Annotated in this window: 25 protein-coding genes, 1 tRNA gene, 1 other RNA gene and 1 pseudogene; 10 read left to right on the top strand and 18 right to left on the bottom strand. The window is 66.9% G+C overall.

The genetic code is table 11. The features are described 5' to 3' along the window. Both E6R18_RS26090 and ffs read right to left on the bottom strand, forming a co-directional pair. Positions 1 to 1,186 (bottom strand): DNA polymerase III subunit gamma and tau (locus tag E6R18_RS26090; protein WP_136319344.1); only part of this gene is annotated, 1,186 nt, incomplete at its 3' end. A gap of 66 nt (positions 1,187 to 1,252) precedes the next feature. Continuing rightward, an RNA gene (ffs, locus tag E6R18_RS26085) (signal recognition particle sRNA small type) lies at positions 1,253 to 1,349 on the bottom strand. Between the two features lie 141 nt (positions 1,350 to 1,490). Between ffs and E6R18_RS26075 the strand changes: the two genes are divergently transcribed. Further along, positions 1,491 to 1,578, top strand: a tRNA-Ser gene (locus tag E6R18_RS26075). Positions 1,579 to 1,849: 271 nt separating this feature from the next. Here E6R18_RS26075 and E6R18_RS26070 read toward each other — a convergent pair. From E6R18_RS26070 to E6R18_RS26050, 5 genes are all read right to left on the bottom strand, one after another. Continuing rightward, the gene (locus tag E6R18_RS26070; protein ID WP_136319343.1) at positions 1,850 to 3,010 is read right to left on the bottom strand and encodes an XRE family transcriptional regulator; all 1,161 of its coding nucleotides are present in this window, start codon (positions 3,008 to 3,010) and stop codon (positions 1,850 to 1,852) included. Next, entirely contained in the window at positions 2,979 to 3,611 is a 633-nt protein-coding gene (locus tag E6R18_RS26065; protein WP_136319342.1) for a hypothetical protein, read from the bottom strand. The genes E6R18_RS26070 and E6R18_RS26065 overlap by 32 nt, the downstream gene beginning before the upstream one ends. 183 nt (positions 3,612 to 3,794) lie before the next feature. Further along, entirely contained in the window at positions 3,795 to 5,546 is a 1,752-nt protein-coding gene (locus E6R18_RS26060; RefSeq protein ID WP_240799856.1) for a tyrosine-type recombinase/integrase, read from the bottom strand. A gap of 11 nt (positions 5,547 to 5,557) precedes the next feature. Continuing rightward, positions 5,558 to 5,857 carry a helix-turn-helix domain-containing protein gene (locus tag E6R18_RS26055; RefSeq protein WP_136319340.1) on the bottom strand — a complete coding sequence of 100 codons (300 nt, stop codon included), beginning with the start codon at positions 5,855 to 5,857 and terminating at the stop codon, positions 5,558 to 5,560. Between the two features lie 130 nt (positions 5,858 to 5,987). Continuing rightward, positions 5,988 to 6,533, bottom strand: coding sequence for a helix-turn-helix transcriptional regulator (locus E6R18_RS26050; protein WP_136319339.1), 546 nt, complete (start codon positions 6,531 to 6,533; stop codon positions 5,988 to 5,990). A gap of 265 nt (positions 6,534 to 6,798) precedes the next feature. On the opposite strand from E6R18_RS26050, the gene E6R18_RS26045 reads away from it, so the two are divergent. The 4 genes from E6R18_RS26045 to E6R18_RS26030 all read left to right on the top strand — a co-directional run bounded on the left by E6R18_RS26045 (position 6,799) and on the right by E6R18_RS26030 (position 12,037). Next, positions 6,799 to 8,337 (top strand): DnaB-like helicase N-terminal domain-containing protein, encoded by a 1,539-nt coding sequence (locus E6R18_RS26045; RefSeq protein WP_276607271.1) that lies wholly within the window; start codon positions 6,799 to 6,801, stop codon positions 8,335 to 8,337. A gap of 250 nt (positions 8,338 to 8,587) precedes the next feature. Further along, a complete protein-coding gene (locus E6R18_RS26040; protein WP_136319338.1) occupies positions 8,588 to 9,433 on the top strand; it encodes a DUF2637 domain-containing protein in 846 nt (281 codons plus the stop codon). Between the two features lie 323 nt (positions 9,434 to 9,756). Further along, positions 9,757 to 10,308, top strand: coding sequence for a MobC family plasmid mobilization relaxosome protein (locus E6R18_RS26035; protein WP_136319337.1), 552 nt, complete (start codon positions 9,757 to 9,759; stop codon positions 10,306 to 10,308). A 4-nt stretch (positions 10,309 to 10,312) separates the two neighbouring features. Further along, positions 10,313 to 12,037 carry a mobilization protein gene (locus E6R18_RS26030; RefSeq protein ID WP_136319336.1) on the top strand — a complete coding sequence of 575 codons (1,725 nt, stop codon included), beginning with the start codon at positions 10,313 to 10,315 and terminating at the stop codon, positions 12,035 to 12,037. Positions 12,038 to 12,506: 469 nt separating this feature from the next. On the opposite strand, the gene E6R18_RS26020 is transcribed toward E6R18_RS26030, so the two are convergent. The 7 genes from E6R18_RS26020 to E6R18_RS25985 all read right to left on the bottom strand — a co-directional run bounded on the left by E6R18_RS26020 (position 12,507) and on the right by E6R18_RS25985 (position 17,820). Continuing rightward, on the bottom strand, positions 12,507 to 13,295 hold the full coding sequence (locus tag E6R18_RS26020) for a serine protease (protein ID WP_136319334.1): 789 nt from the start codon (positions 13,293 to 13,295) through the stop codon (positions 12,507 to 12,509). A 620-nt stretch (positions 13,296 to 13,915) separates the two neighbouring features. After that, entirely contained in the window at positions 13,916 to 14,287 is a 372-nt protein-coding gene (locus E6R18_RS26010) for a hypothetical protein (RefSeq protein WP_136319333.1), read from the bottom strand. 16 nt (positions 14,288 to 14,303) lie between these two features. Next, on the bottom strand, positions 14,304 to 14,891 hold the full coding sequence (locus E6R18_RS26005; RefSeq protein WP_136319332.1) for a class IV adenylate cyclase: 588 nt from the start codon (positions 14,889 to 14,891) through the stop codon (positions 14,304 to 14,306). A 20-nt stretch (positions 14,892 to 14,911) separates the two neighbouring features. After that, the gene (locus E6R18_RS26000; protein ID WP_136319331.1) at positions 14,912 to 15,565 is read right to left on the bottom strand and encodes a class I SAM-dependent methyltransferase; all 654 of its coding nucleotides are present in this window, start codon (positions 15,563 to 15,565) and stop codon (positions 14,912 to 14,914) included. Continuing rightward, the gene (locus tag E6R18_RS25995; protein ID WP_240799855.1) at positions 15,483 to 16,124 is read right to left on the bottom strand and encodes a hypothetical protein; all 642 of its coding nucleotides are present in this window, start codon (positions 16,122 to 16,124) and stop codon (positions 15,483 to 15,485) included. Before E6R18_RS25995 ends, E6R18_RS26000 begins: the two co-directional genes overlap by 83 nt. Further along, entirely contained in the window at positions 16,117 to 17,019 is a 903-nt protein-coding gene (locus E6R18_RS25990) for a radical SAM protein (protein ID WP_136319330.1), read from the bottom strand. The genes E6R18_RS25995 and E6R18_RS25990 overlap by 8 nt, the downstream gene beginning before the upstream one ends. Positions 17,020 to 17,127: 108 nt before the next feature. After that, the gene (locus tag E6R18_RS25985) at positions 17,128 to 17,820 is read right to left on the bottom strand and encodes a haloacid dehalogenase-like hydrolase (protein WP_136319329.1); all 693 of its coding nucleotides are present in this window, start codon (positions 17,818 to 17,820) and stop codon (positions 17,128 to 17,130) included. A 99-nt stretch (positions 17,821 to 17,919) separates the two neighbouring features. Here E6R18_RS25985 and E6R18_RS25980 point away from each other — a divergent pair, with 99 nt between their 5' ends. Beyond that, positions 17,920 to 18,693 (top strand): XRE family transcriptional regulator, encoded by a 774-nt coding sequence (locus E6R18_RS25980; RefSeq protein ID WP_136319328.1) that lies wholly within the window; start codon positions 17,920 to 17,922, stop codon positions 18,691 to 18,693. Continuing rightward, positions 18,680 to 19,147, top strand: a complete 468-nt coding sequence (locus tag E6R18_RS25975; RefSeq protein ID WP_136319327.1) for an NUDIX domain-containing protein — start codon at positions 18,680 to 18,682, stop codon at positions 19,145 to 19,147. Before E6R18_RS25980 ends, E6R18_RS25975 begins: the two co-directional genes overlap by 14 nt. Here E6R18_RS25975 and E6R18_RS25970 read toward each other — a convergent pair. The 3 genes from E6R18_RS25970 to E6R18_RS25960 all read right to left on the bottom strand — a co-directional run bounded on the left by E6R18_RS25970 (position 19,135) and on the right by E6R18_RS25960 (position 21,294). Then, positions 19,135 to 19,698 carry an HD domain-containing protein gene (locus E6R18_RS25970; RefSeq protein ID WP_136319326.1) on the bottom strand — a complete coding sequence of 188 codons (564 nt, stop codon included), beginning with the start codon at positions 19,696 to 19,698 and terminating at the stop codon, positions 19,135 to 19,137. The two genes, E6R18_RS25975 and E6R18_RS25970, sit on opposite strands and share 13 nt — an antisense overlap. A gap of 603 nt (positions 19,699 to 20,301) precedes the next feature. Then, the gene (locus tag E6R18_RS25965; protein WP_136319325.1) at positions 20,302 to 20,745 is read right to left on the bottom strand and encodes a hypothetical protein; all 444 of its coding nucleotides are present in this window, start codon (positions 20,743 to 20,745) and stop codon (positions 20,302 to 20,304) included. Positions 20,746 to 20,895: 150 nt separating this feature from the next. After that, a complete protein-coding gene (locus tag E6R18_RS25960; protein ID WP_136319324.1) occupies positions 20,896 to 21,294 on the bottom strand; it encodes a hypothetical protein in 399 nt (132 codons plus the stop codon). Positions 21,295 to 22,050: 756 nt separating this feature from the next. Between E6R18_RS25960 and E6R18_RS25955 the strand changes: the two are divergent. Then, positions 22,051 to 22,242: pseudogene (locus E6R18_RS25955) on the top strand (VapC toxin family PIN domain ribonuclease); the annotation flags it as partial. Positions 22,243 to 22,382: 140 nt separating this feature from the next. Here the strand turns inward: E6R18_RS25955 and E6R18_RS25950 are convergent. After that, the gene (locus tag E6R18_RS25950) at positions 22,383 to 23,048 is read right to left on the bottom strand and encodes a hypothetical protein (protein WP_136319323.1); all 666 of its coding nucleotides are present in this window, start codon (positions 23,046 to 23,048) and stop codon (positions 22,383 to 22,385) included. Between E6R18_RS25950 and E6R18_RS25945 the strand changes: the two genes are divergently transcribed. Together E6R18_RS25945 and E6R18_RS25940 are read left to right on the top strand one after the other, a co-directional pair. Then, positions 23,023 to 23,535 carry a TetR/AcrR family transcriptional regulator C-terminal domain-containing protein gene (locus E6R18_RS25945; protein ID WP_136319322.1) on the top strand — a complete coding sequence of 171 codons (513 nt, stop codon included), beginning with the start codon at positions 23,023 to 23,025 and terminating at the stop codon, positions 23,533 to 23,535. The genes E6R18_RS25950 and E6R18_RS25945 overlap by 26 nt on opposite strands. 161 nt (positions 23,536 to 23,696) lie before the next feature. Further along, on the top strand, positions 23,697 to 24,206 hold the full coding sequence (locus E6R18_RS25940; protein ID WP_136319321.1) for a SigE family RNA polymerase sigma factor: 510 nt from the start codon (positions 23,697 to 23,699) through the stop codon (positions 24,204 to 24,206). The last annotated feature ends 88 nt before the right edge of the window (positions 24,207 to 24,294 follow it).

The raw sequence follows: 24,294 nt of genomic DNA, 5'->3' as shown, positions 1-24,294 counted from the left end.
CGGGCCCGGGGCCGGTCGTCGCGAAGGAGGCGCCCCGCTCCAGCCGGTCCAGCCGGGCCTGGAGGGAGCGCTCGTCGTCGAAGGCGGCGGGCAGCAGGACCCGGGCGCAGATGAGCTCGACCTGGAGCCGCGGCGAGGTGGCCCCGCGCATCTCCGTAAGCCCCTCGTTGACCAGGTCCGCCGCACGGCTCAGCTCGGCGGCCCCGAACACGGACGCCTGGGCCTGCATCCGCTCCACGACATCGGCCGGTGCGTCGATCAGCCCCTTCTCACCGGCGTCCGGCACGGCGGCCAGGATCACCAGGTCGCGCAGCCGCTCCAGCAGGTCGGCGACGAACCGGCGCGGGTCGTTGCCGCCCTCGATGACCCGGTCCACGACCTCGAAGGCCGCTGCCCCGTCGCCCGCCGCGAAGGCGTCCACGATCGAGTCGAGCAGCGAGCCGTCCGTATACCCGAGCAGTGACGTCGCCATGGCGTACGTCACCCCCTCGTCGGCCGCGCCGGCGAGCAGCTGGTCCATGACGGACATGGAGTCACGCACGGAACCGGCACCGGCCCGTACGACGAGCGGCAGGACCCCCTCGTCCACGTGGCTGTTCTCCTTGCCGCACACCTCGGCGAGGTAGTCGCGCAGGGTCCCCGGCGGGACGAGCCGGAACGGGTAGTGATGCGTACGCGACCGGATGGTGCCGATGACCTTCTCGGGCTCCGTGGTCGCGAAGATGAACTTCAGGTGCTCCGGCGGCTCCTCCACCACCTTCAGCAGGGCGTTGAACCCCGCCGACGTCACCATGTGCGCCTCGTCGATGATGTAGATCTTGTAACGACTCGACGCCGGCCCGAAGAACGCCTTCTCCCGCAGATCACGGGCGTCGTCCACGCCACCGTGCGAAGCGGCGTCGATCTCGATCACATCGATCGATCCCGGCCCGTTGCGCGCCAGGTCCTGGCACGACTGGCACTCCCCGCAGGGCGTGGGCGTGGGCCCCTGCTCGCAGTTCAGACAGCGGGCCAGGATGCGCGCACTGGTCGTCTTGCCGCAGCCCCGCGGGCCGCTGAACAGGTACGCGTGATTGACCCGGTTGTTCCGCAGGGCCTGCTGGAGCGGGTCAGTGACATGCTCCTGACCGATGACCTCGGCGAATGACTCGGGGCGGTAGCGGCGGTACAGCGCAAGGGACGACACACATACGAGGTTATCGGGGCGGACTGACAACCGGCCCCGCCCCGGGCCTCCACCGGCCCCCGGACACGCAAGGGCCCCCCACGCACCCGCCAGAGCCAACCTACCCTTGCTGCCTTCCGGCCCTGGGGGAGTTCAGTCAGATAGCGCCACGTGAGGGGCTGACGCCCACCTTAACCGATCCCCACCCCCGCAAGTCCACCTCCCCCACCTCCCCCACCTCCACGAACCCCTCCACGACCCCCCGGACCCCCTCCCCGGGGAACGGGTTCGCGAGCACTCCTCAACGTCTTGTATTGTTTGCCGCGGAGGATTCGCCTAGTGGCCTAGGGCGCACGCTTGGAAAGCGTGTTGGGGGCAACCCCTCACGAGTTCGAATCTCGTATCCTCCGCCATTGCTCTCACCGGGCAATACGTCGAAGGCCCCTACCGCTTGCGGTGGGGGCCTTCGACGTTGGTGGTCTCAGTTTTGGTCTCAGTTGCTCCACGCACAGGGAGGGATCGACTGAGCCTCTGGCCTCCCGGACGCGCCAAGCAGGAACGCCAGCCGGAAAGAGACAGAACACCTGATCCGTCTGATGCGACTGATTTGGTCGCACCAGCCGCGCGGCGGCGACGGCCCCCTGATCCGTCCGCAAGCGGGGCCACGACGCCCGTCCCGTGGAGTCAGAGCACCTTGAGTGCTGGTCGCCGCTGCCGTCGATCTCCGAGGCTCACGACGTTGCTCTCTTCGGAAGCGGGACGATCCGTCGGGCGGTTCGGTTCGGGGGCGAGAGAGCGCAGGATGGTGGGTTGGATGGCGAGCTGATCAGAAGCTGGCAGGTAGGGGCGGGATCCGTACTCGCGGACCAGAAGGGTCCACAAGAGGAGGGGGCTCTCACGGCCGACCTCGACGGGCTCCTCCTTGCGCCACCCTCTTTGCGAGATCTGCACGTATAGAGAGCGCTTGCGGCTCTCAGTGAGGTTGCCAACAGCTGCAGCCCGCATGATGAGAGCCTGAATTGAGACACCCCATGTAGCTTTGCGACGCGCGTAGTTCTCCAGGGTAAGCCGATCGGTGAGCTCATCCTTCGCGCGCTCGTACGGGACCAGGAAGGCGCCGGCGAAGCGGTTGGCTTCACCTTCGGCGTCAGCGGCGTGGGGGCGGAAGGTGTGCAGGACGAGGTGACCGAGTTCGTGAGCGAGAGTGAAGCGGTCGCGGTCGCCGCTGGAGCCAGGGAAGTAGGCAACCAGAGCGTGCTCGCCGATGCCTGCCCAGTAACTCATACCGAAGTGCCTGTTGGTCGTACTCGCGGTCTCACCGTTGGGATCAGGGAGGACCAGAGGGGTTACCGCGATACCGGAGCGCTCCAAGGCGCGGGTGAGGTGCGGAATCGGCTTGTCGGGAGCTAGCCGAAGGGCGACTCGAGTCTGCTCGGCCAGGTACTCGATGGCCTCGTCATCAAGTTCGTTCTCAGTGGCAAAGGGCAGGGGCGGAGCCGGGTACCTGGTTGAGGATGTGATGTCTTCGGTAACCCGAAACCCTTCCTGGTACAGCGCGGAGACTCTGCGAGTGACGGACCGCTTGGCCGTGGACATCTTGCGGAAGCGAAGGGAGTCGAGCGGCACCGAAGAGGGAGCTACCGAGAAGAACCGCATTGGCGTTTCGGTGCTTTCCGCGATCATGCGCAGCTTGTCCTCCGTGGCCTCACGCTCACCTCGCTCCACGTTGGAGATCCAGGTGGCGCTCACTCCAGACATGTCTGCGAGGGCTGCACCGGTCAGTCCCAGGAGGTCCCGCAGGGTACGCAGTCGCTCACCAGGGGAAGCCTCCAGTGCCGTCCGCATCGCCCATCTCCTCGCTGTCTGGCAGGTCCAGTTCGATGCTGTCATCTTGCGGCTCGAAGCGCAGTTTCCGCAGCTCGTCTGCGGTAGGCATCAGCGGGAAGTCTAGGTCGACCTCGGCGGTAGCCCCGAACTTCCACGTGCCAGTGGTGCGAACCACTCGGAATCTCGGCGCGCCGTCACGGCCCACTCTCCACAAGATCAAAAGCTTGTTGTTCTCGGGACCGAAGGCCGGCACCTGGAACGCGGCCGGCAGCGGCAGGTTGCGATAGTACGCACGCCGGGCGTGGTTACTGCCAGGCGGTGGCACATGGTCATCACTGAACCCGTGGAGCAGCCGGACTCGATAGTCGCTGTCCGTCAGCCACAGCTCGCCGTTGCGTCTGTGATTCCCGCTGAGGGCCCATGGCCCCAGCGACGACTTCAGGAGCCGATGATGAACCAGTCCGCGCACCATGTGGCTGCGCAGCCAGCCGTGCGAGGGCCCTTGCAGCTCTGGCAGCTGCTCGCTGTGCCGCTGATGGGCGTATGCGAAGGCATCGTGGAGGGGCTCACAGAGATACGCCGTGGCATCGCAGATGCGCGCCACTTCACCATTAACCATAGGCCGAAAAATATCACACGGAAAATTAAGGGTGTAGGTATTGCCTCAACCTTCTTCAGCAGATGCCGCCTCCCGCCCCACCAAAGCTGGGCGGGAGGCGTCACGACCGGATGGCCCTGGCTGCCCACTCATGTCGACGACAGAGCAGCTGAGGGCTCCACGCCGAGCGCCAACGGGGCGTCGTCAGTTCTCGGGATCACCGTAGGTGTCAGGGTTTCGTGCGCGAGCCACGGCCTGAGCGCAGGCGTCGACGAATGCAGCAGCGACCGCGTCCTCGCCCGTGCCACGCACGTGGGCCTCGATCTCCTGGCCGGGCCGACGCGAAGTGTGCCAGCGCACCGGCAGGTCCGTGTACAGGTCGGGCTCGAAGTCCCATGCCCACGTCGACCATCGGGCAGGACTTCCGACATTGAGCCGTTCGCCGCCTGCCAGGAACACGGCGTGGGCGTGGTGCACCATCCGGCGGTCAGGGATCGCGTGGCGGATCGACTGGGTGCCGCCGCCCGCCCCGACCTCCCACTGCTCCCGCTCCATCTCCTCGACCCGAGCCGCTCGACCGGGCCGGTCCTCGCCCCACTGCGCAGCCACCTGCTCCGCGTGCTCTCGGGAGGCAAAGGCCAGACGTCGGCCACCGAGGTCGGCGAGGTAGACCGCTGAGTCGACCGAGGTAGAGCCGGAGCTCCCGGCGGACCCGAGTTCGGCCTGCACCGCCACGTCCGCAGGCGCGGCCCACAGCAGGGCTCCAATCTTGGCGGCGGTCTGCTGCAGGACGGGACTGGTCATGTGCTGGTAACGGCGGTGCATCCGAGCGGACTTACCGGGCTCCCAGCCCATGATGCTGTCGACGACAGCATCGGAGATCCCGAGAATGAGCAGAACCGTGGCCGCCGTGTGACGGGCGTCGTGAAGACGGCCGTCGCGCACCCCCGCTGCCTTCAGCAGGTCCTTCCACCGGTGAAAGTCGGTGTTCGGGTTCAGGGGTTCGCCGACCGGCGAGGTGAAGACGTACCCCTTCTCCGTCCAGAGGTCCCGAGCGAGAGTGCGCTCTCGGCCCTGTTCCTCCTTGTGTCGGCGGAGCAGGGTCATGAGCTCGTCCGGAACGCCGATGGGCCGCTGACCGGCCCGTGACTTCACGCTCTTGGTCTCGCGTCGGACGTTGATCTTCTGCGGGCAGAAGCCGGGCTTGCGCCCGCAGCGGTTGCCGCAGCCGTGCTCGTAGCGGGGCCGCAGGCGGCCTCGTCGGACGCGGATGACTCCGAGTTCGAAGTCGACGTCGGTCCACTGCATGCCGAGGGCCTCGCCCTGCCGGAGACCGAGGGCCAGGGCGATGACCCAGCGGGCCGCATTGCGGTGTTTCCCTGCCTCCGCCAAGAGGCGCTGGACCTCCTCGACGGAGTACGGCTCGACTTCGTCTTCTTCGAGGCGCGGGGCCTTCGCGATCGTCGCCGGGTTCCGGATGGCGTGCCCCCGGCGCACGGCCTCGTTGAGAGCGGCACGGAGAGTGCGGTGCACCTGATGGGCCGTGCCGGCGGCGCTGCCGGTCTCCTGCATCTTCTTGTAGAAGCGCTCCAGGTGTTCCGGCTCCAGCTTCTCCAGGCGGTGGGCGCCCAGGCCGGGGACGAGGTGGTGGTTCACCGCGACGCGGTAGCCGTCGATGGTGTTCTCGGAGACGTTCGGCGCTGCGATGTTCTCGACCCAGTGGGTGAGCCAGGTCGCGAGCGTCCAGCTCTGACCGGCCTTGCGTACCGCGCCTTTGTCCCGCTGCCGCTCCAGCTCCCTAACGGTTTTAGTGACCTCCGCGCGGGTCTTGCGGCTGACGTGGCGCCGGTCCGGCGAGCCGTCGTTCTTGACGCCGACGGTGATGCGGCCGTGCCAGCGTCCGTCCTTGCCGAGGTAGATGGACGAGGCGCCGTTGGGCTGACGGCCTTTCACCATCCCGCCCCCGGTCATGCTGCGGCCCCGAAGTCGCCGGCCGTGAGGCGCCGGGCCAGGAAGTCGTTCACCGCCTCCGCTGGGATACGGCGCAAGCTTCCGATCTTCACCGAGGCGATCTCGCCGGAGGTGACGTACTCGTACAGCTTCGTGCGGCCGACACCGATGCGTCGCGCCGCCTCGGCGACGGTGAGGGCGACGAGGGTGGTGTCCCCCTCAGGGGGACGCCGTCCGGCCAGCAGGCTCCGCAGGTCGTCCTCGGGGACGTCCAGCAGGTCGGCTATCTGGGCAAGCGGAAGATCGTTTCGGCGCAAGGGAGGGTCCTCTCCTGGCGGGCCATGGGACGGCGAATCCCGGTTGGCCGGCAAGTCGTTCAGGGATGGGCGTGAAGAGATGAAGCTGGACGCGACGAGTCCTCGCTGTTCGTAGCAGCGAGGGGTCGCGTCAGCTCTGTTCGGTCGGCGCGTCCATGCGCTCGCCGAGGTAACTGCGGAGCCGTGTCGGGGCACCGAGGTGGTGATGGAACTCGCCGTTCGAGGCAACGGCCAGCTCGTGGGTCAGTAGGGCCTTGACCATGTCTTCCTGGTTGGGGTTCGCCTTCGTGTACTCCGCGAGTTCGTCCTGGATGCGCTGCATCTCCTTACCCAGGGCCCGCCACTCTCTCCATCTCGCGACGTACTCGCCGACCAGGCGGCGGACCAGCGGATTGGCGAGCTGGCCGGGCGGGCTTGTCAGCTCGTCGAAGGTCAGGTCGAAGACCTTGCAGAAGCCGAGCGCTTCGTCGAGGTTGACCCGTCGCCGGGGCTTACCGCTCTCAATGCGCCAGATCGCGGACTGGTTGACCGGGTGGCCGGTCTCGGCCATCCGCTCGGCAAGTGTGACCGTGCTCCAGCCGCGAGCTTCGCGTTCGAGCTTGATGCGCTCCGCGACGTGATCTTCGGCCAGCGGCCGCTCCGGCCCCGCGCGGGAGGCGCCTTCGTCACTGCTCATCACTGCGCCTCCTTGCAGGGCCCGACGGACAGCCGGGGCGATGATGAAAACTAAACACCATTCCGGAGCGGAATGCAACCGTTGCGCTTCCGAAAACGTCGGGTACTGTAGGCGTTCGCCCTCGAACGTGGGCGAACGCAAAAAGCCCCCGACGCTACGAACGTCGGGGGCCAAGCACGAACTCTCGTAACCGCCCATCCCTGAACGATTGACCCGCGTGGCCTGGGATTCGCCGTCCCGTACGCCCCGCAAGTTGAGGAGTTCCATGTCCAGTATGGACGACCCCCGGCCGAACGCGCCACACCTGGCAGGAGCCGACCGCCAGCCCCCGGCGGGCGACGTGACCGCGGTTCCGCCCCACGACGTGGACGCCGAAGCTGCCGTGCTGGGGGCCTGCATGTACCAGGCAGCGGTGATCGACGAAGTACGTCAGCTGCTCGGCCCGGCCGATTTCTACCGCCCCGCCCACGAAACGGTCTGGCGGGCCATCCTCACTCTCCACGGCGAGGACAAGCCGACCGACCCCATCGCCCTGTCTCACCAGCTGCGCGCACAGGACGACCTGGGACGGGTGGGGGGAGCGATGCACGTCCACCGCCTCGCCGACGCCGTCCCCTCGGTCAGCAGCGTCGTCTACTACGCCGGCATCGTGCGCCGGACGGCCGACCTGCGCCGCCTGCGCGCCTCCGGCATCCGGACCGCCCAGCGCACGATGGAGCCGGGTGCCGACCCGGACGCCATCCGGAGCGACGTCGAGTCGGAGGTCCGGATCGAGCGCGAGCGCGCACTCGCCTCCGGCCAGGGCCGACTCTCCCGCTTCATCACCGACGGATGGCGATTCGTCACCGAGACCGGCGCCGACGCGGAGCCGCTGTGGGGCACGCGCGAGCAGACGGCCTGGTCCTCTGGCGAAAGTCTGATGATCGTCGGAGCGCCCGGCGTCGGGAAGACCACCTTGGCGCATCAAGTGATCCTCGCCCGCCTCGGCCTGGCGGACAGCGTCCTGGACATGCCGGTCGCACCGAGTCGGCGAGTGCTGTACCTGGCACTGGACCGGTACAAGCAGATCGCCCGCGCCATGGCCCGCAGCGTCGGGCCCGAGCAAGAGCAACGCCTCCGCGACGGTCTCGCTGTCTGGCAGGGCCCTCTGCCTGCCAGCCTGGACAAGGAGCCCGACCTCCTGGCGGACCTCGCCGCCGCTCACCAGGCCGACACCATCGTGATCGACAGCCTCAAGGACGCGGTGAGCACGCTGGTCGACGACGCCCTCGGCGTCGCCTACAACAATGCCCGCCAGCGAGCCATGCGCAACGGCGTCGAGATCATGGAGCTCCACCACCAGCGCAAGGCCACCGAGGGCACCCCACGCGCCCAGAAGCCCACACTGGACCGGGTCTACGGCTCCACGTGGATCACCTCCGGCGCGGGCAGCGTTCTCTTCGTCTCCGGGGAGGCCGGCGACCTCGCCGTCACCCTGCACCACCTCAAAACCCCCACCGGCGAGATCGGCCCCCTCCAGGTCATCCACGACCACGAACGAGGCACCTCGACGCTCGACCCGGCCCTCGACCCAGTCGCCATCCTGCGACAGCGGCCCGACGGCCTGACCGTGCGCGAACTCGCCATGGTCCAGAGCGGACAGAACAACCCGGAGCGCTCCGCCACCGAGAAGGCCAGGCGCACGCTGGACCGCCTCGTCAAGGCCGGTCTCGCGGACAAGGCCGAAGGAGCCGCAGGGGGCACCGGAGGCGGCCAGCAGACCCGCTACCGCGCCTCGGTCCGCCATATCGGCGCCGTCTCCTGATCCCAGCGCCGGACGCCGGGACCGTACACGAGGGCGTACACGCACCCCTCCCCCCGGCCACCGGCCCACGCCGCACCGCAGGCGTACACGTCACGAACGAAACCCCAGGTCAGACGATCACGCGATCGTTCACGCCGTACACGCCCGCCAGCGTTCACGCGTGAGCCCCCCTTTAGAAGGGGGCTCACGTGTACGCGCCCTCCGTGAACGCCGTGATCGCCTCCACAGAACCACCTCGGAGAACCCCCGCATGACCACATCCGCCATACCTCACGACACCCCCCAGCAGGCTCACGAGACGCCCCGTGCCCGCCGCGTCCGGGACACGAGGCGAGAAGCAACGCCTCAGCACGCCGCCGAGCGATACGCCCTCGCCGCGGCCGGAACCGTCATCATCGCCCTCACCGCAGGCGGCTTCTGGCTCTCCTACGCACACCTCGCCCAGGTAGCCGGGCAGCATGGACTGGGAAGTTCTCCGGTCCGGCAATGGGCCTGGCCCGCGACCCTGGACGCCTTCATCGTCTCGGGCGAACTGCTGATGCTCCGCGCCGGCCTTCGCCGGGTGACCGACTGGTGGGCGGTCGGTCTGACCGCCATCGGATCGGCCGGATCCATTGCGCTCAACGTGGCCGGAGTGAGCGGCACAGGCCACGAGAATGTCGCACCCCTGCTCGACTACGTGGTCCCGGCAGTCCCTCCGACCGCAGCCCTCCTGGCCTTCGGAGTGCTGATGCGGCAGATCCACCAACTGGTCGACCGGGCTTCCGACTGCCCCGCGACCGGTTCCGTCGAGACGTCGGAATCGCCTGCCCTGCCGCGCGCATCCATCGAACAAACGCAAGCCACCGCATCCGGCCACCGGATCGCGCCGCCCGGGATCTCGAAGAGCCTTGCGCGAGGCGGCCGGCCGGTCAGCGCAACAGTCGAGGAACTGGTCGAGATCGGGCGGATCGCTGCGGCCGAGAAGCGCAAGCTCACCCGGGGCATCGTCCAACAGGCCATACGGGACAAGGGACACACGGTCGGCGGCCAAAGGCTGACCGAGGTCATGGAAATCCTCCGGTCGGAACCCGGCGCCGGTCGGAACGTTGACTGATCTCCCGCCAGCCGGTGGCCGGAACTCCTCCGGCCACCGGTCAGGGCGATCCCTCCCGCGCCTCCGCCTGATAGCTCATTCCCAGTTACGGCCGTAGCCGTGGCCCCGCACGCCGTTCATCCCGCCCGCACTTCTCCGGAGCGCTATCCGTGACCCATGACCCGTATCTCCCCGACGCCGACATAGGCTCGCCGCTGACACTGACGAAGGCGCCTACGCTGAAGGAACGTCTGCGGCGGGCGTTCGGACGGACGGCTCCTGGCGGAGCCAGTAGTACCCCGAGTCCGACTCATGGCCGGTCTTCGGGGGTCTCCGCCCCGGGGGTGGCGGAGACGGGCCAGCGCCAGGGGGCGCCGGACCGGGAGGTCGGGGCCGAGGGCGGCCCCGACCAGGACGAGCTCCGTACCGTCCAGCAGCAGATCCTTCACCCCACGCCCACCGCCGAGCCGACGGCCGGTGAGCGCGATGTGCAGAGCGTCCAGCCGGCGATCCGCCGCTTCACCGGCACCAAGCGAACCGTCCGCGTCGGCCCGCTGCGCTTCACCGCCGACGAGCACGGCGCCCTCCAGGAGGCCGTCGCCGAGCACGGCTACAAGGGGGAATCCGGCTTCGCCGCCGACATCGTCCTCGCCTTCGTCACCGGCCGGTTCACCGCGAACCTTCCCCTATCCGAGGACCGTCGCCGCACCCATATGTTCCGCGCCCAGGTGCTGCGCGAGCTCAACCGCATCGGCGTCAACGTCAACCAGATCGCCCGCGCGCTCAACAGCGACTTCACGCCGCCCGACATCCGTCAGCGCCTCGACGAACTCCACCACCTGCTCGTCCTGATCGCCGAAGCCCTGCGTCGGCCCACTGACCCGACGGAGGTCTGACCGGATGATCGCCGCCATCAAACCCGCAGGAGCCAACACCCGCGGCCTGCTCGCCTACCTCTACGGCCCCGGCCGGCACGACGAACACCTCGACCCGCACCTGGTGACCGGATTCGCCATGCTGGGCATGCCCGACCCCGGACGCGACGAGAACGCCACCCTCACCGATCTCGCCCGTCACCTCGACGAACCCGTTCACCTTCGGAACAGCGAGTTCGGCAAGCCCGTCACCGACCACGTCTGGCACTGCCCCGTCCGCGCCGCACCCGAAGACCGCCACCTCTCCGACACCGAGTGGGCCGACATCGCCCAGCGCATCGTCCAGGCAGCCGGCATCGCCCCCGACGGCGACGACCTGGCCTGCCGCTGGATCGCCGTACGCCACGCCGACGACCACATCCACATCCTCGCCACCACAGTCCGCGAAGACGGCCGCCGCCCCAAACTCCACGACAGCGGCATCCGGGTCGGCGAGGAGTGCCGTCAGATTGAGAAGGACTACGGGCTGCGCCGCCTGAAGAAGGGCGATCGCACCGCCGGGCGCCGCCCCACCCAGGCCGAGATGCACAAGGCCGAGCGCCTCGGCTGGGAGCAGACCAGCCGCCAGTGGCTCCAGGACCGCATCCGATCCGCCATCCCGCACGCCACCAGCGCCGAGGAACTCCTCGCCTACCTCGAAGCCGACGACATCCTGGTCAAGCCCCGCCGCGGTCCCTCCGGAGACCTCCTCGGCTACGCCGTCGGCCGTCCCGGCGACCTCAACAAGGACGGCGGGCAGATCTACCACCCCGGCGGGAAGATCGCCCCCGACCTCACCCTGCCCAAACTCAAGGCCCGCCTGGAAACCAGCGCACCGGAGGAACACCCCACCGCCCGCCGCAACCGACCCAACACCCCCTGGCATCAGGCCACCGAAACCCTCGACACCCTCCACACAGAGACCACCACCACGAACGCCGACGAGGACGCACGGACACAGGCGAACATCAGCGCGCTGGGTGAACTGCTCGAAGCCACTGCCCAAGCAGCACCTGCCGACCATCGTGCTCAACTGCGCTCAGCCAGTGCAGACTTCGCCCGGGCCCAGCGGTCACAGGTCCGAGCCGAAGACCGTGCCGCCCATGCCCTGCGGACCGCCGCCCGCGACATCGCACACACCGCCACCGGCCCCGACGGCAGCGCCCTCGCAGCCCTGACCGCCGCACTCCTCTGGGCCGCCATCCTCGCCGCACGCTGGCACGAGGCCAAGGGCCATGCCCACCAGGCCGACGCCGCCCGCCAAGCCGTCCAGCACCTCCAGTCGGCAGCCGACGCCGCGCTCGCTCCGACGCTCACCGAACTCGAAGCCCGACGCCCCGGTGAAGGGACCCGCCGCACTCTCGCCAACGACGCACGCGCAGCCGTCCCCGAACACGCCGAGCGGATCCTCACCGACCCCGACTGGCCCGCCCTCGCCACCGTCCTCGCCGACGCCGAAGCCAGCGGCCACAAACCCCACCAGCTCCTCAAAGAAGCCGCCGCCCGCCGAGAGCTCGGCACAGCCCGCCAACCGGCCCGTGTCCTGATCACCCGCATCCAACACACCAGCCGCAACCCTGCACCGAATCGCCGCGCCGAGGCAGCCCGACTGCGAAGCATCAGCGCATCGGTCTTGGGCGCCCCCTCCCCCGCCGCCCAGCCGAAGACGACCACAGGGCCCACGAGCCAGCCGAGCCGCCACCGACGCTGAACCCGACAGGAGAGTCAGATCCCCAGAGACTCGCCAGCAGCCCGAAACAACCCAGCCATATTCCGCGCCGAACCATCAGGAGTATTGAAGTTATGATGAAATCGGCGTATTCGGAGGATGTTCGCGGGCGTTGGCCGATAGCTAATCCCTCGAGTCCGGTGCTGACCAAGAAACACGAGACCGACAAGTCAGCTGGCGAAAAATGGTCTGCAAAAATGGACGTTGCGCGACAGCACGCGGCTTTGCAGCTACGTCAAAGCGTCGAAGGCCAAAGAGTTCTGCTCATGGACGACATTTTCACTACGGGGGCAACCTTTCACACAGTAGGTAAGTGCCTCATTGCCGAATGGGGAGCTACCGAGGTTCGCGGACTGGTCCTTGCGGCGAGTCCCGTTTGGCCTGTCATGGCCTGACGCAGGGAGCCGCGCACGCAGCCGGAGTGAAAATAGATCTCCCCTTATTTGACACTCTAATCGCTAAGTTGCTGCAGCTTACCTGCAGGGAAGAAATCCTCATCCACTTGCCAGGCATGTCTCATCTCGAACATCAAGTTGATATTAGAGGCGGGAAATATCTTGTTCTCAAAAAGCATTTCCCAGAGTGGCTCGATCGTCAAGGCTGCCCCATAGCCGAGCTCGGGGGCAGCATGGTCCGTAAGCAGGGAGGAAGTGACGACCCCCAGCAACCATCCGTCCTCAGTAAGGACGGGGCCTCCACTGAAGCCGCCACGCGCCATTGGGGATATAATAAAGAGAGGGTTGCGCGATCCTACATACGGATCAATGACCGTATTAACCTCGCCTCGAACAGCGACTAGGCGCGGATCCGGTGAAGTTGGAATCGGTGGATAGCCGAATGCCACCACCTTCATCAGAACCATAGAGTCGCCAATCCAATCGTTTAGATGCCCTCCGATCTCGATATGGTCGACCTTTTTGACATCATCTCGCCCCCAAAAACGCACTCCGCGCATATAGTGCTCAAGTGAGAAATCCGTTCTAAGTATGGCGAGGTCTACCGTCGGATCGGACGGATATATGGTCTCTACAGATTCTAGAGACACAGAACCGTAGCTCGCCGGAATTAGACTCGTTAGCTCTCTACCTTCAACGACGTGCCGCGCGGTCACCAAGTATCCGTCGCCAATATGGAATGCCGTCCCTATTCCAACCTCTCCATCTTCGCCCCGCGTTTCAACGCACAGGAGACAGGGCGAATATAGGCTGTAAAAACCCAACTGCGGGATAGAATCTTCCATGGTGACATTTTAGCGACGTGCGGGCGCTCGAAGAGCTCGTTTTGCGAACTCGACGTAGCCGCACGAACGGTCGACTTCCCCGCAAGTCGCAGGCTCGGACCGGGAGAACGTGGTGAGCATCTGGAGGCGTTCTACGGGGCAGGGCTTCGGCGTAGTCGGCTGACGTCTGCTTCCTGACGGATGGCCAGGTTGGGTGGGGTCCGATGCAGAACAGGCACGGACGCCCGTGATCATGGAGTTCTTTACGCTCTGTGATCCTGGGAAGTCCGTGCCTGTCGACGCATCATCTCTGACTCCTTCCGCCTTTGACCGACTTGGCCGCCACCCGGGAGCTGCCCCCAGGGAGATCCCTTGACCTGTTGGAACGCCTTGCGCAGGTCCCTGACCCGCGTAAGACCGCCGCGGAGTGCGGCATCCACTCGTCACCGCCCTCCGCCTTGTCGGCGTCCGCAACATCGCCGCCGGCCTCCGACGGACAGCCCGGGACCAAACCCGCGCCCTCACCCTTCGCGGCCTCACATGATCAAAAAGGATAAGGCCCGACTACGCCGAAGCCCTGGCCGGTCACCACGCATGGTGACCGGCCCAGCCGCTGATGCGCCCACTGTCCGTTCTCGGCCTCACTCCCGACGGAACATGCCGCCCCGCGCGCGATGCTTTCCAACGCGGCGCCCCTCAGGCTGCTCGGTTGCAGAAGCCGTGCTCACAGGTGGCGGGCGAGTCGGTTCGTCGTGAAGGAGGAGGGACTGCCAGACCTGCTCCTGCAAGACGAGGATGCACGGGCCGCAGGCGAACATCGCCGCCTGGGCACCCGCCACACTCACCGGGCCGATCCATAGAACACGGGTCCATCGCTGGCCGCAGTAGAGCCAGCAGAAGCCGTCAGTCCACGTATTGCCGTCGTCAGTGTCTGCTGCGGCGGGCAGACCGCCGCGCGCGAACTCGGCGATGCCGGGTATGACCCGAGGCGTCACGGCCAGTTCTATCAACACAGCTCGGTCCCCAAGTTCACTCGCTCGGGACAGCTGCCCTGGCCGAAGCCTGCTTGTCGGCGTCGGCGAAGAGGAGTGTGGGCTCGGCCAGGATGTCCCTGCCGGCCTCGCTCTTGTAGATCTCGTCGACGCTGCCGAATCGTGCCTCGGTGTAGTCGAGGTCGAGCAGGGCTGCTGCCTGGCGGACCGATGCCTCGTCGGGTCCTTCGATCTCGACGAAGGTGGGGAGGTCCGGCCAGGTGTCGAAGTCGAAGGCGACTTCGCCCAGGCGCCATTCCTCGCGGAAGTTCTCCTGGTAGCGGACTTCGCGCAGGCCGACGTTGCGGAGGATCTCGGCCATGGCGTGCAGGTCGGACACCTCGGTCTCGATCTCGGTGGTGCCGTCGATCGTCGTGGAGTCGGTGACCTGCTTCAGCGTGAGAGTGGAGCGGGTGGCCTCGTCCCTCAGGCGGACCCAGGCGCCGCCTTCGAGGGCGTCGTTCTCGAAGATCTTCCGGGTGAGGAGGGTGCGCGGAAATGCCTGGACGGCTCCGAGCGCCGTCAGTTTGGCCTGGAGGCCGTCGACGTCGACGGCGAGGAACTTGGCCTCGTACTCGTGCTTCATATGTCCTTCTTCCCGTAGCTCTAGGAGGGGGTGGACGCGCGGGCTGCGAGGAGAAGGCCCATGCGGTGGTTGTGGTCCTGCAGCTGTCCGACGTGCGCCTGCTCGGTAAACTCGTTGGTCCGCAGTGTGAGCAGGACGTCCCAGTCCCCGATGAAGTAACGCCGCAGCTTCTCGGGGGATGTGTAGTGCTCCAGCACGTGGTGGCGTTGCGTGAGGGGCATCATGAACTCCGCGCCGAACAGACCGCCGGGCCGGACCAGGCGCTGCATGCGGTCGACGAACTCGCCCAACGGCCGGTGGTGGTTGGCACTGTAATGCCACGAGCAGCTCGTCCAGACGGCATCGCAGGGGGCGGTGACGGGTTCGGAGGCGAGGAAGTCCTCCTCCACGACCTGGACACGGTCGTGAAGCCCTTCCTGCTTCAGCCGCTCGATCATGCCCGGCGCGTGACCGGTTCTGCCACCCGGGAGTTGGACCTCGCCGCCGTGGAGGGCGAGCGGGTCGCGCTCGATGGCGATGACGCGGTAGCCGGCCGCGGCCAGTGGCACGACGAGTCTGCCGTCGCTCGCGCCGATGACCGTCACGGTGGAGTCAGGCTCCGTACGCTCCTTCAGCGCGGCGTGGAACTGGGGGAAGAAGGTGAGGGTGTGCCGCCACATGCTGGGTGTCTGCACGGGGTTGCTCTCCTTGCGGGTGGGTGCTCAGGACGGCTCGGAGTGCCTCGTCAGGGGTGAGTCCGGTGGTGTTCACGCGGTGCATTGGGAACGAGGCGTAGGCGTCGGTGATCTTGTCTGCGGTGATCTCGGCGAGGGTGTCCCAACGCGAGACAGGCTTGTCGCGCCGGGCGAGTCGGCGCTGGCGCTCGTCCTCCGCGCAGACGAGGTAGTGGGTGACGGGACGCGGGATGCCCGGCGGCAGGGACACGGAGAGGTTGGCTCCGAAACCGCGGTGGTTGGCCAGACAGCGTGCGAAGTAGCTTTCGACGACGACCGGGATGCCGGCGGACAGGTACCGCTGGATCTGATCGGTGGCGGTGAACAGGGCCGAGAGGTAGAAGCACATGCGCGCCTCTACGTTTCCCAGCCGGTCGACCTCCTGCCGCAGTGCCTGGTAGGTGGGCGGCACGGTGGGGACCAGTACCGCGCCTCGGGCGGCTGCGAGCATGGGGGCGAGGGTGGATTTGCCGGTGCCGCGGAGCCCTTCGACGCTCTCGAACGATGCCGGGTCAGACACGTCCGTACACCACGTCCGGTACCGCGAGGGTGAGTTCGTCGGTGGCGGAGGGCCGGTGGTCGATGTGGTCGGTGAGCTTGTCGTACCAGAAGGCGTGCGAGTCCTTGCCGACGGCCTTGCAGGACATGGTGAGCGCGCCGCGCGGGTCGGCCTCGATCCGCTCGATCTCCACAGGGCCACCGGCGGGGAGGCAGGCGTCCGGTGCACCGAGCTCGGACAGGTCCTCGTCGAGGATCACCTCGATGTCCAGCTCGGCCGAGGCCAGGCGCTCCCGCAGACGGGTGTAGGCCGTGGCGTCGTTGACGAGGAGCTCGGGGTGATCCGCTGCGTTGCCGACCGGCCGGAGGCAGTAGAGTTTCAGCTGCTCCACCCCGTAGTGCTGCAGTGTGCGGGCGAGCGGCAGGACCTCGTCGATGTTGCGTGAGGTGACCGTCATGGTGGCGCCGGTGCGGACGCCGAGCTGCTGGGCGATTTCGAGGGCGCTCAGGGCACTGCGGTAGCTTCCGAACTTCCGGATCTTATCGTTGGTCGTACCGATGCCCTCCAGCGACACCCGGAGCAGGTCCAGGTCGGGGGCGATCTCGGTCAGCCGGCGTTCGATGCGGTAGCCGTTGGTGCAGATCTCGACCTGCATGCCCAGGTCCCGCTTGGCGTACCGGACGACCTGGGCGAGGTCTCGGTAGACGAACGGCTCGCCGCCCAGCAGGGTGACGGCCTCGGTGCCGTACTCGTCGCGCATCAGCGTGAGGAGGTTGGCCGCCTCGTCCGTGGTGAAGGCGTCGGCGTGCTGGAGCCGTTTGCCGTGGAAGCAGTGCAGGCATTCGAAGTTGCAGCGGTAGAGCAGCTGCAGGTAGAGCATCCGGATCCTGCGGATCCCGGTGACTTCGCTGATCACGAGGGTCTCCTTCGAGGCGCTTGCCTGGTGGGAGACCTGATATTGGCGGGACAGATACGGACCTCGTCACCGCGTATCGGGACGCTCCGAGGACGTCCTGGGACGTTTTCAGCGTGCGGAGAGCCCCTCCAGGATCCTGAGTACACGGCCGGTGTCCGTCAGATCGGGCAGGACCGTATGGGCACCGGCGGCTGCCAGCTCCTGGGCGCTGTGGACGCCGGAGGCGACCGCGATGATCTCGGAGCCCGTGGAGAGTGCGGCTTCCACGTCCCTTGGGGTGTCTCCGACGAGCACGACGGGCACGCCATCCGGGGCGTCCCGGAGCCGCTGGGCACGCTCCCGGGCGACAGCGACCAGGTCGGGGCGCTGGAGGGCATCGGCCCCGTAGGCACCGACCGGCAGGTCGAGGAGTGGATCAAGGCCGAAGGCCGCGACCTTCACGCGGGCGTTGTCCGCGATATTGCCGGTGAGCACCGACGACACCCAACTGCTGCGTACAGAGACCTCCTTCAGGACTTCCCGTACGCCGGGCAAGGCTGTTCCCCGACGGCTGAGGTCCTGGAGACGCGCCTCTCCTGCGTCGGACAGCGCCCCCTCGATGGCGGTCCAGTCCGGTTCGGCCAGGCCGTTCCGCTCGAACATGTCGCGCATGATCAGCCGGTCCGTACGCCCTTCCGTCCGCGCCGGCCCTGCGGGCGCCCTTCCCGCCAGGGCCGTGAAGGCGGCGGCGTAGATCTCCTTGCTGACCCCGGCGTTCTCGATGAGGGTGTGGTCGATGTCCCACAGGACGATGAGCTCCATGCCTCCAGCGTAAATACAGCGGTCATGGCCCCCTTCCTTCTGGGGAACGTCCCGAAACGTCCTTGCCGCTCCTGACCGGTCTCGGCTTGTATGGCGTCTGTGAACGAGCGATTGCACTCCGTGCTCGCCCAGCGCGGCATCCCACCCGAATCACTCGCCGAAGTCTGCGAGGTGGACCCCAAGACCGTTGGCCGGTGGCTCGGCGGACGCGTTCCCCATCCTCGCCACCGCTTCCGCGTGGCCAAGCACTTACGGGTGGAGGAACTGTTCCTCTGGCCCGCACCGGCGCCGAGCACGCCCCAGCAACTCGCAGGTTCAGGACAGGAGCTGATCGGGACCTACCAGAACCGGGCGAGCGTCCCGCGCGACACGTGGCTGTCGCTGCTCAACAGCGCCCAGGAACAGATCAGCGTCCTCGTATTCTCCGGCACCTTCTTCGCCCAGTCCAACCCGCACGTCGCCAAGATGCTCGCCGAGCGCGCGTCGAGCGGGGTGCGAGTGCGGCTCTGCTTCGGCGACTCGAAGGGCCAGGCGGCAGCAATCCGGGGCCACGAAGAGGGAATCGGCGACACACTCGCCGCCAAGATCCGTGCCTCCCTGACCTACTACCGGCCCTTGTTGTCCGAGGCCGGATGCGAGGTGAGGCTGCACGACACCACGCTCTACACCTCCATGTTCCGGTACGACAATGATCTTCTGATCAACCCGCACGTCTGGGGCCAGCCGGCCAGCGCCAACCCCCTCCTCCATCTCCGCAGAGCAGACACGGCGGGCTGGTTCGACAACTACGCTCAGAGTTTCGAAGCTGTCTGGGCCACCGCACGGCCCTGGACACCAGACCAGGAGGGGCCCTCGCCGCATGGGCAGGACTGAGTACTACAACGACCCCAAGGCCCCCAAGGCGAACACACTCATCCCCGCCAACAACCTGCTCGTTGTCGACGACAACGGCGCCATCCTCCTCCAGCGCCGCCGGGACACCGGCCAATGGGCCCTGCCGGGCGGAGCCCAGGACATCGGCGAGACTGCGGCCCAGTGCGCCGTGCGTGAATGCCAGGAAGAGACCGGGATCATCGCCGAGGTCACGGGCTTCCTGGGGGTCTACACGAACCCGAACCACATCGTGGCCTACACCGACGGCGAGATCCGCCAGCAGTACGAGAACACTTACATCGGCCGGCCCGTAGGCGGTGAGCCCACGATCAACAACGAGGCCGACGGCGTCCGCTACGTCCAGCCGAGCGATCTGGACGATTACGACATCCACCCCAGCATGCGCCAGCAGATCGGTGACTACCTCGCCGGCACGTACCCCTACCTGGGCTGAGCCGCCAACGCTGCTTCCACCCGGCTCACGGCCGCAAGGATGTCTGGCTCCGCCCGACGGATGAATCGTCCCACCAGGCTGTCAGGGCCGTACCGGGCGGTGATCTCCGCTAGCCGGGCCTCTGCCGAAGTGATCTCACCATCGGGCGTTGTCGTCATATCGCAGTAGACCAAGGCGTCAACGAGCAGCTTGTTCTCAAGCAGGGGAAACTCGGTCTCCAGCACGTCCCGCAGCCCGCGCTCCGCAGCTTCCAGCAAGGCCAACGAGTGGTTCGCCACCAACCGAACCAGCCGTTCATTCGCAGCGTGGACGTCACGAAGAAACCGAGCGCCATCCAGTGGATGAAATCCGGTCACGGTCAGCCGCGGAGCGTAGCCCACATCGTGCAGCACAGCGGCGGACGCCAAGAGCTCCGCCTCGCCTCGCAGAACCCCAGCCACTTCGGCCGCGCGCTGCGCGACGCCTTGCGAGTGCGCCCATCGACGAGGAAGTGCCTCGCTCAACTCCGCCTCGGCCACGGCGCGTGCCCACCTCGACATTGCTCCGTTCATGGGTTGATCCTTGTCCCGGAACAGCTCGGCCCAGTCTCAGTCTGGCAGACCAGCGAAGCAGCCATCACTTCTACGACTGGGGCCCGATAATCAGAGTTCTCCAGCATTGAATTATGATAGCGAACTTCTTTGGCATCTCTGCCAATGAGTTGATCCACGTCACGGTCACCGCGTCGGTGTCCGAATCCCACCGTTGAATTGTTCACCCAGGGTCGCCGAGCGTCTAGCACTGCGCGCAGGCTTACTCGCCCAACCGGGCAGATGTCGTTGTCGAGCCAGCCATCTCACAGGGCTCGACAGGCGTCACTCAATCACGGGTCCCAAAGCACGCCGTATCGGCTTCGATGGTCCCCAACTATCGCTGGTGGCGATCAGGCTGGCCGATCGACCCAGCCTACACAAGGGCCCTTTTCGGCTCGCAGAAAGGGCCGCTAAAACGCTGAACTATTCTTTCACGCCAACCGACTCTTAATCAAATCCACCATTATCAGAACGGGAAAGTGGATCGCTCATTTCTGGATTCCCCAAAAATCGCTATGAGGACGACCCTGTTGCTCAGCAAGTCGTCCTCATGGTGCGATTTTCGCGTAGCGGTTGGGACTGCTACCTGGCCGTAGCGTGGCAGAGACCCTCCATGGAACGAGTTGCCCGTTTCACCGCCACTTGCGATTGGTGCGTTATTTGCTCTCTGGGCTTTCCCGACATGCCTAAAGCGGTCAGCAAACCCTGGATAGCGATCCTCAACCTGCGGAGGAGGCGATCGAGTCGGTACAACATCAGCTTCGACCGCAAGTCGAGTGGGCCAAGACCCTCTCGCGCCGCCCCTATCGCCAGATCCACCACTCCATCCGCATGCCGCAGATAGACGCGCAGGCATTCCATTGCCGCTTCGAGGTGTTTCTCTTTCTCCTCCACGCTGCCCGCTCGCGCCATCGCTTCCAGGCGACCCTTCGCGTAGAAGAATTGTTCAAACCCTTCTAGCAGCACGCCATTAAGATCCTTCATCTTCTGTCGCTTCAGAGCAGCGATTTCACTCGCCTCTGTCACGGATGGCAATAGATAGCCTGGGCCGCTATGAGTTATTGCGTCGAGGAGTTGCCTGACGCCCATACGCGGTTCATCCCAAGCACCCTCTTGCGATAATTCGTACCCGGGACCGCTGTGGGTCAGGGCATCCAAAAAGCGAGTTCCCATGATCTACACGACACCTTCCTCAGCTGTTGAACGACCTACGGCCATTCTCGTTACGCCAGGATCTATTTCTCCTGATTGCTGAGATGTTTCCGTAAGCGTTGCGTGCTGAGTCATCGCGAGCCCTGGCGCCGCCCGCTGCCACTTATCGAGGATGGCAGGCGCCCCAGCACCAACCATGATCGCCCCGAAGACGCCCAGTTGATCCGTTGCGGCCAGCCCCCACGCCACGCCAGCACCTAACAAGATGCGTATGGCTTCCCCCGTGAAGTACATCGGCGGCGTTGGACCGTTCTTCACTTTCCAGGGCCACTGGTTCCGCGTCTGCAGGTGCTTGTAGAGCGTCACCAGTGCCACTAGCGCTCCACCGGCAGCGCCATAGCAGAGCATCTGCCAATGCAGCATTAAAGCTCCCCCCAGGTGTTACGACCCCCAAGCATGCGATCTACAAGGCTAGCGACTGTCGCGCCGAGTGTCATATGCATGGTGTACTACTCCGGCCGCCCTGCTGCGACGAGGCTCGCAGAGTTACCTCCCATGCGTCACGTATGCCAAGGTGAGCGCGGCGCATGGCGGCCTAGATCATTGAATCTCGGTCACGCACGTGACCGAAAACCTCCTACGCTGCACCCGTCTCAAGCACGTCAACATCTTGTGATGCGTGCGGTCGCCACGACCTGGGCGCACGTGCAGGGCGTGGCAGGTGCGGGTTCTACTGCCCAAGCGCGGGCGGCACTGCAGTGCAGCGCGACCACGACGACCTCATCGCGGCTCTTACCGGACAAGCCATGCCGAGGTGAGCCTCTACGCGCGGTAAGCGACTGCACTGCTGGTCTCAGTTCTGGTCTCGTTCGTCCCGGTCCAGCATCGCCCACCAGCCATCCGGCGCCCCGCTCCGCTCCAGGCCAGGACGCCCCCATCCCCCGCCGGACCCCCAGGCGAACATTTGGAAAGCGTGTTGGGGGCAACCCCTCACGAGTTCGAATCTCGTATCCTCCGCCATTGCTCTCACCGGGCAATACGTCGAAGGCCCCCGCAGCTTGCTGCGGGGGCCTTCGACGTTCGTAGCCTCAACGAGACCCTTCGAAGCCCTCCGGTCCGCTCGCCCCGGTCTCCTGCGCCGTTTCACGCGGCTCACCGCACCGCGACGCACCGCACGGTCGTGCTTGGCAAGTGCAGGAGCTGTTGACCCAGCATGGTCAACACCGCAGCGCCGGAGCTGTGGACCTCGTCGTTGCCGCCACCGCGGAACTTCAGGGGCTGACTCTCCTGCACCGCGACCACGACTTCGAATGTATCGCCGCCGTCACCGGCCAGGCCATGCAGTGGTACGGCCCGGAGTCAGGCAAATGAACGCCTCACCGTCTCAATGACCGCCCAGCGGTTCGGCCCTTCGACGCGTTCCGCCCTCGGGCCGCCGCAGTGGTCCTAAGCCGTGCCCCGCAAGCCCGCGTAGGCCGCGCCGTGCGCGAGCGGCCGCCTGAGTACCGCGGTCAGGCCGTGCGGCCGCGTGCCGGGCGGGCCGCCCGGCTGCGCACCGCCCACGCGGCGCCGCCGAGGATGAAGCCGTAGACGGCCACCAGTCCGTGGCCGTTGTCCTGGGCGAGCCACATCGCGAGGCCGAGCGCCGGGACACCGGTCGCCAGGGCGATTTCCTTGGGCAGGCGGGTGCGGGTGAGGAAGGCGAGGGCGAGGGTGGCACCCAGGAAGTAGGTGGCACGCAGGAAGTAGGTGGCGCCGGAGCTGTCCGCGAAGTTGCGGGGGTCGGTGCTGGGGCCGTCGCCGAGGCCGAGCAGGGCGTCCACGCGGCCGGGCAGCAGAATGCCGGCGAGGAAGAAGGACAGGGTGAGCGGGCCGCCCCAGTACCACTGGGCGAGCGCGGCGACGGCGGCCAGGGTGAGAAGGTTCCACAGGCCGCCGAAGAGGCCGCCGTTCTGCATGAACACCGAGGTGAACTCGCGCCACCAGCCGGACTTGGCGGGGTCGGCGTCCAGAGCGTCCATGGCACCGGACCAGACCAGCTGGAGCAGGACGCCGCCGACTGCGATCGCGGTCGGCGCGATCGCCGCCCAGGGCAAGGGCCGCGTACGCAGGGTGTCGCGACCGACCACGCCGAGCCCGCAGTTGACCGTCATGACCATCAGCGCCGCCGTGGTCACGTTGAAGACGATCGCCCTGATGGCCGACCGGGTCTGCCGCCTGGCCTACGACGCCGGCACCGAAGCCCTCGCCGCCCTGCCGTCCACCGCCACCTGGCAGGACCGCATCGCGACCCAGGCCGCCGCCTTGCGCCTGAGTATCAAGCAGCATCCCGGCGGTGCCCAACTCCTCGCCGAAAGCCCCGGCACGCTCAGCACCGGCGCCCTCTCCCTGATGGAACGCCTGCTGCGTACCCTCCTCGACGCCGGCCTCCCCGCCGACCACTGCGCCATCGCCGCCGACACCCTGCTCAGCCACGTCACCGGCTTCGTGCTCCAGGAGCAGAACCAGCCCGCCGCGCCACCGCCCGTCACCGCCGAGCGCTACGCCGAACTGTGCGAGCGGTTCCCCCTGCTCATGAGCCCGTCGACGCCACGCCTGAGCCAGGACGAGAAGTTCACGCGGAGCGTCCGCCTGCTCAGCGCCGGCTTCGCAACACCGGCGTAGCCACCGACGCCCGGACTCGCCGGAGTCACCGTGCCCTCGGCCGGAGGGCGTCTCGGCCGGTCCGGGCGGGGAGTGAAACATCCCCACCCCCACCGCGGGGAGTGAAACATCCCCCACCCCCCACCGCATCTAGAAGAGTGTGGGGAGAGGGAGGGCGGCGGATGAGGCAGGCCGGTGAGGGGGCCTTTCGTGAGTTCGCGGAGGCCCGCATGGGGCCGTTGTTTCGTTCGGCGTGTCTGCTGACCGGTGGGGATACGCACTTCGCCGAGGACCTGGTGCAGGACACGCTCGGGCGGATGTACGCGACGTGGGGGCGCATCGCGCGGGTCGGGAATCCGGCGGCGTACGCGCAGACCGTGCTCGTACGGTGCTATCTGGGCCACCAGCGGCGCAGGTCGGCGGGGGAGCGCCCCAGTGGTGAGCTGCCGGACCGGGCGGAGCGGCCCTCGGGGGACTCGGCCCTGCGGATGACGCTTCTCGACGCGTTGCGGGGGCTGCCGGCCAAGGACCGGGCGGTGATCGTGCTCCGTTACTGGGAGGACCGGTCGGTCGCCGAGACCGCGGATGCGCTGCACGTCAGCTCGGCGGCCGTGCGCACCCGCAGTACCCGGGCGCTGGCCCGGCTGCGGGAGCAGCTCGGCAGCAGCATCGGTGAGCTGTCCGCGCGCTGAGGCGGCCACGTACCCGTTTCTCTTCTCTTTCCCCCTTCTCCTTCTTCTCCCCCTTCTCCTTCTTTTTCTTCAACAGGACGGTGGTGGT

It is taken from the genome of Streptomyces sp. A1277, from assembly GCF_004795015.1.
Taxonomy (GTDB): Bacteria; Actinomycetota; Actinomycetes; order Streptomycetales; family Streptomycetaceae; genus Streptomyces.
This window is presented reverse-complemented; position numbering and strand designations above follow the sequence as displayed.